This is a genomic window from Flavobacterium piscis, from assembly GCF_001686925.1.
GTDB classification, from domain to species: domain Bacteria; phylum Bacteroidota; class Bacteroidia; order Flavobacteriales; family Flavobacteriaceae; genus Flavobacterium; species Flavobacterium piscis.
In genome coordinates, this window is sequence record NZ_LVEN01000027.1 from 694,520 (window position 1) to 709,567 (window position 15,048).

Here is a 15,048-nt window from a genome sequence, read left to right on the forward strand (position 1 = left end):
ATGAAAAGTTTAAAATATTCACTAACAGCTTACTTGTGTTTGCTTTTTTTAGCCAATGCCAATGCCTCAGAAATAAAAGTTTCAAATACGGAGGAATTGACAGAAGCTATTGCAAAAGTAAAACCGGGAGACAGAATTGTAATGTCAAATGGAATCTGGAAAGACACGGCAATTGATTTTAATGCAAAAGGAGTTTTAAAAGATTCTATTTTTCTGGAAGCAGAAACAGCAGGAAAAGTAATTCTTTCCGGCAAGTCTTCACTGAAATTATCAGGTGATTATTTGGTTGCAAAAGGGCTTTGGTTCAAAGATGGTTACAGCACATTTGTAATCTCTTTTATGAACAAAAGCAAAGTGGCCAATAATTCAAGAGTGACCAATTGTGCCATCACAGATTTTAATCCTGAAACAAAATCAGAATCAAACCATTGGGTAGAATTATGGGGAAAAAACAATCGTTTTGATAACAATTATATCGCAGGAAAAACAAACGACGGATGTACTTTGGTCGTTTGGCTAAAAGGCGAAGAAAATCATCAGAATAACCACAGAATTGACCACAATTATTTTGGAGAACGTTCTCCTTTAGGTTCAAATGGTGGTGAAACGATCCGCATTGGAACAAGCCATAATTCGATGTTTCAATCCAATACAATCGTGGAATGGAACAAGTTTGAAAAATGCAATGGCGAAGTAGAAATCATTTCGAACAAATCGTGCAATAACATTTTCAGAAACAATTTATTCTTAGAATCTCAAGGTTCTATGGTTTTTCGTCATGGAAATAACTGCCTGGTTGAAAATAATGTTTTCCTTGGAAATAACCAGCCATACACTGGTGGGGTTCGAATTATAAATGAAGGTCATACGGTAAAAAACAATTATTTCTACGGGTTAACAGGTCAAGATTTTAGAGGTCCGCTGGTGGTGATGAACGGTGTTCCAAACAGTCCGTTAAATCGTTACAATCAGGTGAAAAATGCCAAAGTAATAAATAATGTGTTTTATAATTCCAGTTCTTTTCAATTAGGCGCCGGAAAGGATGAAGAACGATCGTTAGCACCTGTTAATTCTGCGATTTACGATAATATTATTTATAATGAAAGCGATACAGAAGCGATCGTTTTCTTTGATGAGATGAAAGGAATTGTATTCAAAAACAATATAATTGACAGTAAAAATTCAAAGAAAATAGAAGGCTTCACGGCAAAGAAATTATCGTGGAAAAAAGAAGGGGAAATTTTTATACCAAATGAAAAAAATGGTATTGATTTTTCTGTTTTTCCCAAGGTAATTGCAAATAAAACCGGTACTTCCTGGAATCCAAAGACATCAAAAGATGCCATTCAAGAGCAAACTATTAATGTAGAACCAGGAATTGGAACTCTTGAAAAAGCAGTAAAAAAAGCAAAAGGAAAAACAAAATTGATTCTGGCATCTGGAGATTATCTTTTGGATCGTTCGGTTGTAATTTCGGATAACATTTCGATCATTGGTGAAAGTGCCGAGAAGACAATTATCAGCTTCAATCCAGCTGCTGAAAAAAACTCAAATTATTTGTTTAGAGTGGAATCCGGCGCAAGATTATCTTTTGAAAATGTAAGCCTTACGGCAAAAAATACGGCAGCGGTAAAATACGCAATTGTTTCTCCAAAGGAAGATACTCCGGGTTCTTACAGCATTTTTGTAAACAGATCAATTATCTCGGATTTCACAAATGCAGAAGGCGGTTCTGTGATTAAAGTTTCAAAGGGAACCTTCGCAGATACTATTAAAATAAGCAATTCGATCTTGAGAAATAATTTCCGCGGCATCAACCTTTCTTCTGAAAAAGACGACACAGGAAAATACAATTCAGAGAATGTAATTCTGGAAAACACAGTTTTTATCGATTTCAACCAATGGGTTTTGAATTATTACAGGGGTGGAAATGATGAGTCGACTGTGGGCGGAAATTTAGTTGTAGACCATTGCATTTTTACCAGAACAGGAACTACAGAAAAAGATATGGTTTTTCAAAACAAAGGAATCGTGAACGTAAAAATTACCAACAGCGTTTTCTTTGATAATCCAAAAGTGGCTAACCCAATTCGCCTGAACGGAAAAAACAACTCCATTAAAAATTCAGTAATCTACAATTCAGGAGAAATGAAATTATCCGGAAAAGCCGTTTCAGAAAATATCATCGATAAAAATCCTTCGTATCAAGAGACTAAGAATTTTATATTAAAGGATAAATCGCCTTTAAAAGCAGCGGGTACAGATAAAAAAGACATAGGAATTTTAGTTGTTAAATAATTTTAAAAAAAACATATGAGAAGTACAATACTTAAAAATATTTACAAATCAATCTGCTTGGTTCTGGTAGTTGCAGTTTTTGCCTGCGATGCTAATATAGAAGTGGATAAGACTTTTGAAGAAATATTGGCAGCACAACCAACGGTAGTATCATTTACACCAGCGTCTGCACCCATCCAAAGCTTGGTAACCATTACGGGAACAAACTTAAATTTTGTAACGCACGCTTATATTGGCGGCGTAGAAGCTGAAATTTATTCTCGTGAAAACCAGCACACTTTAATCATAAAAGTACCAGCCAGCGCAACAGGTGGTACTATCAGACTGACAACAGATTCTAATAAAGAAGCTTCATCGGCAGAAAGTCTGGTTATCCTTTATCCGGTTCCGGAAATTAAATCTGAGATTCCAATAATGTCTGCGGTAAACGAAGTGATTACGATTACGGGAAAAAATCTTCAAGTGGTAACAAGGGTGACTTTTGGAACCGTTGACGGAGTTATCGAGCACCAGGATGACCGGACTCTAATTGTGAAAACGCCAAACACAGGACCTAGTCCATTGGTTTTAGCGTATAGCTACAACACCGTTTCGGGCGAAGTTTCGGTTCCGTTAAAAGACAATTATACCGTGGATATTCCAACTCCGGAAGTTTCGGGTTTCCCAAAAGCAATCTTGAAAAATACGCAAGTTGTTATTGGAGGAACGGATATGAATTTAGTTACGGCAATTAGTTTTGGCGGAACTGCAATTGCAACTTTTGACGTAACGCCAACAAGTGTTTCATTCGCACCGCCGGCAGATTTGCCAACAGGGTTTTACGTAATCAATTTGATTTATGGCGAAGGAATGGTAGTTTCAAGTCCGCAAGTGGCCTACATCAATAGAGATGTTGAGACGTATTTCAACTTTGAAACACAAGGGATGGAAGTAGTTACCGCGGGTCAGGCAGCACAAATTAAAGCGAACCAGCTCAACGGAACGGTAGAACAACCTCCGTTTCCAAGCAGTACAAATTACCACCACTTAAAAATGCTGTCTCCAACAGATAATGGAAGCACTATCGCATACATGAGATTCTCTTTTGCAACTAACACCACTTGGAAAACAGCATTTGACAAAGGTGCTTTTAACAACAATCCGGTATTGCATTTTTGGTTGAATACAAACAATACTACACCAACATTACGCTTATACGCAACTGCTGCAGCAAGCAAAAAACTGGTTCGTTATAATACAAACGGAAAATGGGTTTTAGTGGCTGTTCGTTTGAGAGATATGTTTCCAACGGTTACAGCTTCTGATTTCGTAAGCGGAAACTACATGAGAATGAACTACTTGACAGATAATCAAGCCAATATTCCTTTAGAAGTAAACACAGATTGGTACATCATCACAGATGAAGTTTTGACAGGAGTTGGAGCAGTCGATTTGACAAACTCTTTTAATTAAAAAATACAAGAATGAAAATTAAAACCATAAAAGCAATAGGGCTTACAGCACTTTTTTTAGTGCTTACAAATACTGCTTTTTCCCAACAGTATGAGCCTCTTTTACTTTTGTCAAAAGCTGAAGCGAAGAATATCAGTCAGCATTTAGGTGACTATAAAATCTTAGAAAAATCTTTTTCAAAAGTAGTAAAGGATGCTGATAAAGCATTGGAAAATAAAATTGAAGTCCCAATTCCTGTAGATAATGGTGGCGGTTACACGCACGAAAAACACAAAAAAAATTACAGGGAATTGTATTATGCCGGACTAGCTTTTCAGGTTACCGGCGAAAAGAAATATGCCAAATTCGTTGAAGAAATGCTTTTGGAATATGCCAGGATTTATCCGGATTTGCCCCTGCATCCAAAGAGAAAAGCAGAGCAGAATTCCGGAAAATTATTCTGGCAGGGACTAAACGATTGCGTTTGGCTGGTTCACGGAATCCAGGCGTATGATTTGGTTAAAGAAAGCATCGATGCAAAAAATCGTGAAATTATAGAGAGAGATGTTTTCAGAAGTATGGCTGCATTTTTAAGCGAAAGTACAGGCGGAAAGGATACCTTCAATAAAATCCACAATCACGGAACCTGGGCTGTAGCCGGGGTAGGAATGACCGGTTATGTTTTAGGCGATAAAGATATGGTGGAACGTGCATTGACTGGTTCTGCAAAAGACAAAAAAACAGGTTTTCTGAAACAAATTGATATGCTTTTTTCGCCTGACGGATATTATTCTGAAGGACCATATTACCAACGATATGCATTGCAGCCGTTTATTGTTTTTGCAGAAGTGATCAATAGAAATCAACCGGAACTGAAGATTTTTGAATATAGAAAGCAATTGCTAAAAAAAGCATTAAATACCGTTTTGCAATTGACGGATGCCAAGGGTTATTTCTTCCCGATAAATGATGCTTTGAAGGAGAAAAATTATATGACAGAAGAATTGGTTTTTGCCACCAATATTGTCTTTGAAAATTATAACGATGCTTCGGTTTTGCCGGTTATTCAACAGCAAAATGAAGTTTCAATTACAGGCGCGGGTTTAAAATCTGCAGCAGCTGTAAATGGGATGAAGAAGCAGGAATTCGTGAAAAACCCGTTGATTATTTCAGACGGACCAGAAGGAAAATCAGGAGGTTTGGCACTTTTCAGAATGAATACGAAGAAAAAAGACGAACAGTTGACGGCCGTTTTCAAATTTGCTTCGCAAGGTATGGGTCATGGACATTTTGATCGTTTGGGAATACTGCTCTTCAATAATGACAAAGAGATTCTGCAAGATTACGGTGCGGCACGTTTCTTAAATGTAGAATCAAAAAGCGGTGGAAGATATTTGGATGAAAATAAGACTTGGGCACAAACTTCAGTTGCACATAATACGGTAATTGTTGATGAAAAATCACATTTCGATGGCGATTGGAAAGAAGCTGAAAAACAAGTACCAAAAACAATTTTCTCTGATATTTCGTCTCCGGAAAAAATACAGATTGCAAGTGCTTTGGAAGTAAATGCTTATCCTGGCGTTGAAATGCAAAGAACAGTTGCTTTGATTGGAGCTGATACGCCGTTTATCATCGATATCTTTTCTTTGAAATCAAAAGAAAACCATCAATACGACTTGAACTTTATGTTCAGCGGTCACGTTATGGAAACCGATTTTAAATACGAACCAGCCTTAACAACGCTTTCTCCATTAGGGAAAAATAACGGTTACCAGCATTTATGGAAGTTGGCAGAAGGCAAGGGAAATCAAGGTATTTCAAAATTTACCTGGTTAAACGACAGCCGTTTTTACACGATTTCTACTTTGACAGATGATACAAATAGTTTGGTTTTGACAAGACTTGGAGCAAATGATCCAAATTTCAACTTGAGAAATGAGTCGGGTTATATGGTAAGAACGAAAGACAAGAAAAATTACACATTTGTCAGCATTATTGAGCCTCACGGAAGCTTTGACCCAAAACTAGAGTCGGTTCAGGACCCGCATTCAAAGGTAGAAAGTATTCAAATTTTGAAACAAGATGAAAGTTACACAGCAGTTTTGGTGACTTTCAAAAATAAGAAATCATATACGTTGGCATTTTCAAATAAAGAAGCAAAACCAGATTCAAAACATAAGCTTTCCATTAACGGAAAAAGTATGGAGTGGAAAGGAAATTACATATTAATTACAAATTAAGACAAAATGAATATTAGAACAGAAGCATTTTATGTAGAAAACGAAAATCCCTGGGAAACAGTTTCTCAAGGTGTAAAAAGACAAATTACAGGTTATGATGTGAGTATTATGATGGTTAAAGTAGCCTTTGAAACAGGAGGAATTGGTCCAGTTCACCAGCATTATCATTCGCAGACTTCTTATGTTGTTTCGGGAAAATTTGAAGTGACAATTAATAACGAAAAGAAAATTCTTCAAACCGGAGACGCTTTTTACATTGAGCCAAACATTCTTCACGGAGCAATTTGTCTCGAAGCCGGAATGTTAATAGATGTTTTCAGTCCCATCAGAGAAGATTTTTTACCGTAATCCGCGTATGCTGTAAGATTGGAGTAATAAATCAATACTTAATAAACAAGATTTTGGAGCCGTTGACGATCTCGAATCATCATGCGATTCTCCAACTAAGGATGTGGGTGAATTTAAAGTCGGGAATATTGCAGAATATCCAAATCTCATGAAGAATGTTTTGAAACGAAATAGTAATCTGGCTTAAAAAAGCCTTTTAAAGTAAATTATGAAAGTAAAAGGATTAAGATGGTGGATCATTACCTTGATTGGTATTGCAACAATCATCAATTACATCGACCGTTCTGCATTATCGATTATGTGGCCGGCTATAAGTAAGGATTTGCAAATGGATGAAAAAGATTATGCTTTTGTCCTCAATTGCTTCATGGTCGCTTATGCAGTGGGACAATCTTTGTCGGGTAAGCTTTTTGACAAAATTGGTACGCGTCTTGGGTTTGTAATTGCCATCGGAGTTTGGTCGCTTTCTTCGTTATTTCATTTTGCTGTAAAAGGTGTAATGTCATTAACATTAGTAAGAGTGACACTCGGAATTTCTGAAGCCGGAAACTGGCCAGGTGCCGTAAAAAGTAATTCGGAATGGTTTCCTTTAAAAGAAAGAGCAATTGCACAAGGAATTTTTAATGCAGGAGCTTCTATTGGAAATGTAATTGCGCCACTTTTCATCGCTTACATGTTTGCAGGTTATGGATGGAAAACAACCTTTGTTGTTATTGGTGCTATGGGATTAATCTGGATTATACCATGGTTAATTGTGTATAAAAAACTTCCAAAAGACCATCCCTGGATTACCGAAGAAGAGAGAAGATTAATCTTAGACGGAAAAGCAGCAACATCAACAGTAGAAGAAGATGTAGTAAAAGGTAAATCAATATCAGAGATATTGTCTTTTAAAGAAAGTTGGGGCGTCATTGCCTGTCGCTTTTTTATGGAACCAATATGGTGGCTTTTTGTGGGTTGGATGCCCTTATATCTTCAAAAAACGTATGGTTTTGATGTAAAACAAATAGGTCTTTTTGCATGGGTTCCTTATGTTGGGGCAGCAATAGGAAGTTTAGCAGGCGGATGGTGTTCCGGAATGATTATAGCCAAAACACAATCGGTTGATAAAGGCAGAAAAATTGCCATTATCATTGGCGGAGTCATTATGTTTTTAGGATTATTGGCTACCATATTTTACGGAGACACACCACTGAAATTCGTGGTAATTGTTTCTTTCGTATTGTTTGGATTTCAGTTTGCCATTGGAAATATTCAAACATTGCCAAGCGATTTGATGGATAAAAAATCAGTAGGAACATTAGCAGGTTTAGGCGGTTCAATTGGAGTTGTTTCTGTTATTTTAATGAATTTTCTGATCCCTGTAATCACTCAGGCATCATACACTCCCGCATTTATTATCATCGCCGCATTTGTGCCGCTCGGAGTTTTTTCAGTCTTCGCATTAATCAAGAAAATAGAGCCAGTAAAATAGTTAAAATTTAAATAAACATTAAATAGAATCAAAATGAAATTAAAAGGAAAAACAGCCGTAGTAACAGGGGGAGCAAGAGATATTGGAAGAGAAGTGGCTATCAAATTAGCTAAAGAAGGTGCCAATGTTGTTGTAAATTATTTTCTAAATCAAGAAGACGGGGACACAACTTTGAAATTAATAGAGGAAGCCGGCGGAAAGGCAATCATCGTACAAGGTGATATGACAAAACAGGAAGATATCGATAACCTGGTAAGCGAATCTAAAAAAGCTTTTGGTGAAGAAGTACACGTTTTAGTAAACGTTGCCGGAGGACTCATCGCTCGTAAAACAATTGAAGAAATGGACGTAGATTTCTTTGACGTGATGATTAACGTGAACTTCAAATCTGTTTTCCTGGTAACAAAAGCATTCAAGCCATTGATGAAATCAGGTGCTTCAATCATCAATTTCGCTTCGCAGGCTGGTCGTGATGGTGGTGGTCCGGGTGCTGCATTATATGCTTCTGCAAAAGGTGCTGTGATGACTTATACTAGAGGTTTGGCAAAAGAATTTGGTCCTCAGGGAATCCGTGTAAATGCGCTTTGCCCAGGGATGATTGCAACAGCTTTTCACGATACTTTTACAAAACCTGAAGTTCGTACAAACGTGGCAAACGGAACACCTTTGAGAAGAGAAGGAAAAGCATCCGAAGTAGCTGATTTAGTAGCTTATCTGGCTTCTGATGAATCTTCTTTCCTGACAGGGAACAATATTGATATCAACGGTGGTTTGGCATTTAGTTAATAATTTTCAATAAAAATAAATGAAAAAAGTAGTCACTTTTGGTGAAATACTAGCAAGGTTGACACCTCCGGGATTTAAAAAAACATCCCAGACCAATCAGCTTGAAATTTATTATGGAGGGACCGAGATTAATGTTTCGGTTTCCCTTTCCATTTTAGGTTGCAATGCTGTTCACGTTAGCCGGGTTTCAGATGATTTTTTAGGAAAAGCTGCTATCTGCAATCTAAAAAGTAATGGAATCGATACTTCTTTTGTGCAAAAAGGCGAAGAACCTTTGGGTTTATATTTTGTAGAATCAGGAGCTGTTGTTCGTTCAGGAGTCATTGCTTACAACCGGGAACATTCGGCTTTCCGGGCTTTAAAACCAAATTCAGTTCCGTGGGCCACAATCTTAAAAGATGCCGATTGGTTTCACTGGACAGGAATTACGCCTGCTCATTGTGAAAATAATTTTTTGGCTTTAAAAGAAGGTTTGGTGCTTGCCAAAGAAATGGGAGTAACCGTTTCCTGTGATCCTGCATACCGCGCCGGACTTTGGAAATATGGAAGAAAAGCTGAAGAAGCCTTAAAAGAATTAGTAGCGCTTTCAGATGTTTTTATCGGAGGAAGTGAACAATTCAATGAACTTTTAGGTACTGATTTTTCGCTTTCTGATGAAGACTTCAAAGAGGGAAGCAAGGCATTGATGGCACAATTTCCTAAATTGAAAAAGGTTTATGACAAGACAAGAACCGGAAAGAATGCATCCTGGCACAAAATCGAATCCCGAATGTGGAATGGCAAAGAGATGTTTTCTTGCGAACCGATTGAAATAACCCACATCGTGGACCGGATAGGGACAGGAGATGCTTTTGCAGCCGGAGCGATTTTTGGAGAACTGCATAATTTTTCTGAAAAAGATTCAGTGGCTTTTGCCAATGCAGCTTGTGCCATAAAACATACGATCGAAGGTGATGCCAACCTGGCCGACTTTAACGAAATAAACCAAATTGCGGAAGGAAATACTTCTGGTAGATTAATACGATAAACAATGGCAGGATTTTCAAAATTACAGGTTTTAAATGCGATAAATGAAAACGGAATAGTTCCTGTTTTTTACCACCACGAAGTGAATGTCTGCAAAGAAATTCTAAAAGCGGTCTATGATGGAGGTATTCGGATTTTCGAATTTACAAACAGGGGAGACAATGCACACAAGGTTTTTGAAGAATTGGTGATTTTCGCCAAGGAAACATTGCCGGATTTAATCCTGGGCATCGGTTCGGTAATTGACGCAGGTACTGCTTCGTTATATATTCAGAGTGGTGCCAATTTTATAGTTGCACCAATTGTTAACCCAGAAGTTGCTTCAACATGCAATCGAAGAAAAATTCCCTGGATGCCGGGCTGTGGTTCTTTGACGGAAATTAATTATGCTGAAAGTCTTGGTGCCGATATCGTAAAGATTTTTCCGGCACAGCAGGTGGGTGGCCCAGAATTTATCAAAGCGGTAAAAGGTCCGTGTCCGTGGTCAAATATTATGCCTACAGGCGGTGTACAACCTGAAGAGGAAAATCTAAAAGAGTGGTTTTCTGCAGGAGCCCATTGCGTTGGTTTAGGTTCTCAGCTTTTTGTGAAAAATATGGAAGGCCATTTTGATTTTGAAGAAATTAATAGGGCAGCAAAATTATCTGTTGAAGCGTTTAAAAAATATAAAAAGTAGGCTAAGTCAAACATTTAGCTTTGCGAAACTTTATAAAAAAACTTAAATGCACATTAAAAATAAGATTTCGCAAAGAAAAAAAAATCCGGAAACATGAAAATAGTACATCTTTCAATCTTCTTACTAGCCCAAATTTCTTTGGCTCAAGTTACATTATCTGCAGATGGTCCAGGAAATACCTATGAATTAATTAATAGCGTTTTTGCTCCTGGTTATGACGTTACGGAAACCCCGGATTGTGTTCATACTAATTTTGGTCGCCACATAGAAGAAGTTTGGGACGCACAATTGAAAAAGTACGTTTTCAAATTTCACATTCACGTTACGCCGGATAACGACCGATGCATTAAGTTTGACAGACAGCGTAATGAAATCAAGACCTACAATCAATCGGCAGATAATTTGATTGGAACGTATGGAGAAACAGTGATTTACAAATGGAAATTTAAGCTGGATGCAGGTTTTCAGCCATCGAATAAATTCACGCACATTCACCAGATAAAAGCCTATGGAGGTCCGCACGAAAGTATTCCTGTAGTTTCCTTGATTACAAGAGGAGGAAGTAACCAAAAAATGCAGGTAATGCATTCTGATAGTTTGGTAGCAAACGAAGTAGCGAGCGCAAGTTTGTCTTCTTTTAAAGGAAACTGGGTCGAAGTTACCGAAACAATTACCTATGGGGAGAATGGAAAATATGCTGTTTTAATTAAGAAAATCAGCGACAATTCTACATTGATAAATTACTCCAATAATAATATCAGAACGTGGCGCGACAATGCAGAGGGAATCCGTCCAAAATGGGGAATTTACAGAAGCCTTTTAAGTCAGGAGCAATTACGCGATGAAGAAGTATTGTTTGCAGATTTCTCTATACAAGAAATTGTAAGTTCATCACTTTCCACTTTAGATATCGAAAAAAAAGAATCTTTTCTATTTCCAAATCCGGTAAAAGACATGCTGAATTTTAATCAGCAAAGGCAATTTGAATATATCATAATTGTGGATGTTCAAGGCAAAAAAGTTTACGAAAGAAAAGATGTAAATGTAAGTTCAATTGATGTTTCCCAACTGGAAGAAGGGACTTATATATTAAAATTCAAAACCGATAAAAAGTCATTTACGGAAAAATTTATAAAGAAATAACAGGTCCGTTTTTCATGTGATACGATTTTAAATACAATTCAAACAGAAATTCAATTCTAAGAGATTTAAATCATAGAAAAATATTCTTTTTCATTACTACTGGTGTCTATTCGATTAAATCGATTACCTGTTTACCAAAATCCGAAAAATTGTCTTTTTCTTCCTTATAACTCTGATGGCTGATCATTCTAACGGCAACAATATTATTTATTGGATCAACAATAATGTAATTACCTAAATATCCATCGGCACGATAGGTTACCTTGCCGCTAAATTCTCTTTTGCGAAGACGTAATCCCGATGTTAGATTCTTATTAATATCTTGATAAGGATTCTCGCCAAAAACCGATTGGAGTTTTGTCAAATACTCATCATTAGAATGGTAAACACCTTTCATTTTAATAGCCTTTTTGATGAATTCCTTTGATGCATTACCTTTTTTTAATTCGGTGATAATTTGCTCATCAACAATTGAGGTTGTATTTTCATAATCCAGCCACCATAACATTCCGTAGCCTTGATACTGAGTACATGGTTTTACAACTTCATTGATATGTTCTTCAGAAATAATCTGATTATTATTGTATTTTCCTTTGTTGGCTACTAACAACCCCAATTTAATCATATCCTTCGGCTTAATTTGGCATCCCGACATAACGTGGGGATTTCCTTTCTGATCCAGAGTCCAGCTGTAATCTGTAATCTGCAGATTTTTAAAAAGTCTTTCGCCTATGTACTCATCCATGCGTTTGCCAGTTATTTTTTGTATTACGCCGGCCATGAGATTTAAAGATTTATTATTGTATTGCCAAACCTCTCCCGGTTTTTTTGAAAGTTCGGCGGCAAGGGCCAATTGTACAAAATCTGGGCTAGGATAAATTTCTACCGATGCATTGGGATTGTTTTGCATACCTGAGGTCATATTCACCAAATGCCGTATGGTAACGAACTGTTTTTGACCTTGCATCCATTCAGGGTAATATTTGGCTATTGGAGTATCCAGATTTTCAATAAGTTGATCAGTAAGCATACAAGCGACTGCTAGTCCTACTATACTTTTGGTACAGGACATGCTTTCAATTTTCGTGTCTGGCTGTCCAATTCCAAAATATTTTTCAGCAACCAGTTCATTGTCTTTATAAATGATGACAGCTTCTGAGTGTGTTTCGTCAGCCTTTGTTAAAAGTGATTCAAGTTTACTTTTGTTGATATTTTGTCCATAAGTATAACCTACCAGCATTCCAAAGAATACTATTAAAGCTTTTTTGCGCATTTTTTTTTTATTTAATTAAAACTCCACTTATTTGATTGAATTTTAATTATTCAATTCAGAATTATTAATACACATCTCAAATATTTCATTTGCAAAGAAACCAAATGGTTCTCTTTTGAAATTGTAAAAATGGAAACACCATTAAATAAAAAGCCACACATTTTCTTTTTGTGTATCTACATTTTTAAAGAAAAATTTTGGATTGTTATGGGTCAAGTCCTGGAAATCTTTAATGAAATGCGATTGATCATAGAATAAGTTATTGCACGATAATTCGGTTAAGTTTTTTGCTTTGTTTTTTTCAATAATTGATCTTCTGAATCGGTGTATTTTTCGATATTCAGAGGGAGGTTTTCCAACATTTTTTTGAAATATTTTGTTGAGATACTGTCTTGAAATTTTATGTTTGTCTGCCAGTTCAGTGATTTTGGCATCCGTTTCTATATCACGGATCAATTCCTGAACCTGTGAAACATCCTTTTCTCGGAATTTCGATAACCAGTAAAGCTCTAGTGTTTCAATCTGTTTTTGCCTGTTGCTGATATTAAAAATTTTCTCCATTTCCGTTTTAAAATCAGTATAGGGATCAAATTCAATTTTCTTTGTATGATCTTTGGAATAAAAATCATCTACATTATCGATAAAAAAATTCAAACCCAGCGGCTTAAAATATAGGGTAATCTCATTGATTGGTTTCAGATATGATATTTCGATTGGAGTATTATATCGGTAAACTATATTAGAAAAAATATTATTTTCTTTTGAAGGCGTAATTATTATCATCCCGTCTTTCTGTTGCAATGAAATATTCTGCGCAATAGTAACAATGACATAATTATTAGGGAATGTACGATAAATTAAAGGATCAGATTTCGAATCTTCCACAATAAAATAAAATCCTTCAATATACTTTTTCAGCAGCGTATTTTTTGGTCTGTAAAATTCTAAATTCATTTTAATAATTAACTTTATAGATCACTCGAAAGAGCATTATTAAACAATAAAAAATAATATTAAACTTTTTGTCTCAAAAAACAAAAAGTTTAACATATACCTAAGAAACATGGTAACTTTTCTTTCTCGTGAGTACTTAATTTGCTTATTTTACATTTTTATTTTTGGAAGAATTTGCAAATTATCCCGTAATTCCAATAAACCTCTCAGAAAAATAATGCCGCATCTTCTGACGTTATAGCAGATAATAAATAGTATTTAAATTTATATGATTGAAATGAGTAATGACTTTAAAGCTATTCGTGAACTTGTACTGCATTATATTGATATCGATGACATCGAATGGGAGCACTGCAAATCGATGTTTAGTTTAAGGCGTATTAAGAAAAAAGAAATCATTCTTCGTAAAGGAGAGGTCTGCCGCGGCATCTATTTTGTGGTAAAGGGTTTATTGAGGATTTACTTTATTGATCAGAATGACGAAGAAAAAACATTCCATTTCTCATTAGAAAATACATTTGCTACAGATTATCAAAGTTTTTTAAAAGTGACCGCCGCGGATTTTCACATTCAGGCACTTGAAAATACAACAGTGATAATGATTAATTATGAAATGCTGCAGCTGCTTTATACTAATCTTCGACATGGGGAAAAATTAGGAAGGGTTATTGCGGAGGATTATTTTTTTTTAATGAACGATAAAATCAAGGGATTTTACACTCAGACTCCCTTGCAGCGCTACAACAATATGAACGCTTCATTTCCAAAAATACTTACCCGAGTTCCCCAGCACTATATTGCCTCCTACCTAAATATCAGCCCGGTTCATTTAAGCCGTCTCAAGCGTGGGGTAGAGTGAATTGATGCAAAACGTAAACAAATGTTATTGTTCTTTTTCTTTTTGAAACTTAATTTTGCACGCAAATAATAACGAATATTCAGCGGTTTATCACTTGCAGGCTCTTGATGTCTGGTAGTTTGCAATGTTTTTTTTGATAAAGCTCTGGACGTAATACAAGATGAAATGTTAATAGGCGATAAGATTAAAAGTATCAGGGAGTTAAAAAATTATACACAGGAATACATAGCGGATCAGCTTGGCATAACTCAGGCCGGTTACAGTAAAATTGAAAAAGGTAAAACAAGCCTGAGCCTTGAGAAATTGGAACAGCTGGCCGTAATTCTGGAACTTCCCTTAGAGAATATAATTAACTTTGAGATTCAAGAGTATTTTAATCAAAACCATAATGACCAAAAAGTTAACGCTCTATACAGCCAGAAGAGATTTGAATTAGTCGCAAAACTCTACGAGGATAAGATTATACTTTTGGAAAAACTTCTTGGAAAAACAGACCAGGAGCTTCAGTTTTATAAAGAGAAATGTGCACTGATGTAA

13 protein-coding genes are annotated in these 15,048 nt (G+C 36.1%); 11 read left to right on the forward strand and 2 right to left on the reverse strand.

Annotated features, from left to right (window positions below):
• From FLP_RS13365 to FLP_RS13405, 9 genes are all read left to right on the forward strand, one after another.
• On the forward strand, positions 1 to 2,298 hold the full coding sequence (locus FLP_RS13365; RefSeq protein ID WP_065449980.1) for a polysaccharide lyase 6 family protein: 2,298 nt from the start codon (positions 1 to 3) through the stop codon (positions 2,296 to 2,298).
• 15 nt (positions 2,299 to 2,313) lie between these two features.
• A complete protein-coding gene (locus FLP_RS13370; RefSeq protein WP_065449981.1) occupies positions 2,314 to 3,750 on the forward strand; it encodes an IPT/TIG domain-containing protein in 1,437 nt (478 codons plus the stop codon).
• Between the two features lie 11 nt (positions 3,751 to 3,761).
• Positions 3,762 to 5,972: an alginate lyase family protein gene (locus FLP_RS13375; protein ID WP_065449982.1), complete on the forward strand. Its 2,211-nt coding sequence runs from the start codon at positions 3,762 to 3,764 to the stop codon at positions 5,970 to 5,972.
• A gap of 6 nt (positions 5,973 to 5,978) precedes the next feature.
• Positions 5,979 to 6,320 carry a cupin domain-containing protein gene (locus FLP_RS13380; RefSeq protein WP_065449983.1) on the forward strand — a complete coding sequence of 114 codons (342 nt, stop codon included), beginning with the start codon at positions 5,979 to 5,981 and terminating at the stop codon, positions 6,318 to 6,320.
• A gap of 208 nt (positions 6,321 to 6,528) precedes the next feature.
• Positions 6,529 to 7,794, forward strand: a complete 1,266-nt coding sequence (locus tag FLP_RS13385; RefSeq protein ID WP_065449984.1) for an MFS transporter — start codon at positions 6,529 to 6,531, stop codon at positions 7,792 to 7,794.
• Between the two features lie 33 nt (positions 7,795 to 7,827).
• Positions 7,828 to 8,580: an SDR family NAD(P)-dependent oxidoreductase gene (locus tag FLP_RS13390; RefSeq protein WP_065449985.1), complete on the forward strand. Its 753-nt coding sequence runs from the start codon at positions 7,828 to 7,830 to the stop codon at positions 8,578 to 8,580.
• A gap of 19 nt (positions 8,581 to 8,599) precedes the next feature.
• On the forward strand, positions 8,600 to 9,607 hold the full coding sequence (locus tag FLP_RS13395) for a sugar kinase (protein WP_065449986.1): 1,008 nt from the start codon (positions 8,600 to 8,602) through the stop codon (positions 9,605 to 9,607).
• A 3-nt stretch (positions 9,608 to 9,610) separates the two neighbouring features.
• Entirely contained in the window at positions 9,611 to 10,282 is a 672-nt protein-coding gene (locus FLP_RS13400) for a bifunctional 4-hydroxy-2-oxoglutarate aldolase/2-dehydro-3-deoxy-phosphogluconate aldolase (RefSeq protein ID WP_065449987.1), read from the forward strand.
• Between the two features lie 93 nt (positions 10,283 to 10,375).
• Complete coding sequence (locus FLP_RS13405) at positions 10,376 to 11,425, forward strand: T9SS type A sorting domain-containing protein (RefSeq protein ID WP_065449988.1); 1,050 nt, start codon at positions 10,376 to 10,378, stop codon at positions 11,423 to 11,425.
• A gap of 106 nt (positions 11,426 to 11,531) precedes the next feature.
• Here the strand turns inward: FLP_RS13405 and FLP_RS13410 are convergent, their stop codons facing one another.
• Both FLP_RS13410 and FLP_RS13415 read right to left on the reverse strand, forming a co-directional pair.
• Positions 11,532 to 12,698, reverse strand: coding sequence for a serine hydrolase domain-containing protein (locus tag FLP_RS13410; protein ID WP_065449989.1), 1,167 nt, complete (start codon positions 12,696 to 12,698; stop codon positions 11,532 to 11,534).
• A 141-nt stretch (positions 12,699 to 12,839) separates the two neighbouring features.
• Positions 12,840 to 13,652, reverse strand: coding sequence for a helix-turn-helix domain-containing protein (locus tag FLP_RS13415; protein WP_083195870.1), 813 nt, complete (start codon positions 13,650 to 13,652; stop codon positions 12,840 to 12,842).
• A 268-nt stretch (positions 13,653 to 13,920) separates the two neighbouring features.
• Here FLP_RS13415 and FLP_RS13420 point away from each other — a divergent pair, with 268 nt between their 5' ends.
• Together FLP_RS13420 and FLP_RS13425 are read left to right on the forward strand one after the other, a co-directional pair.
• Positions 13,921 to 14,511, forward strand: coding sequence for a Crp/Fnr family transcriptional regulator (locus FLP_RS13420; RefSeq protein ID WP_065449991.1), 591 nt, complete (start codon positions 13,921 to 13,923; stop codon positions 14,509 to 14,511).
• A 165-nt stretch (positions 14,512 to 14,676) separates the two neighbouring features.
• The gene (locus FLP_RS13425; RefSeq protein ID WP_065449992.1) at positions 14,677 to 15,048 is read left to right on the forward strand and encodes a helix-turn-helix domain-containing protein; all 372 of its coding nucleotides are present in this window, start codon (positions 14,677 to 14,679) and stop codon (positions 15,046 to 15,048) included.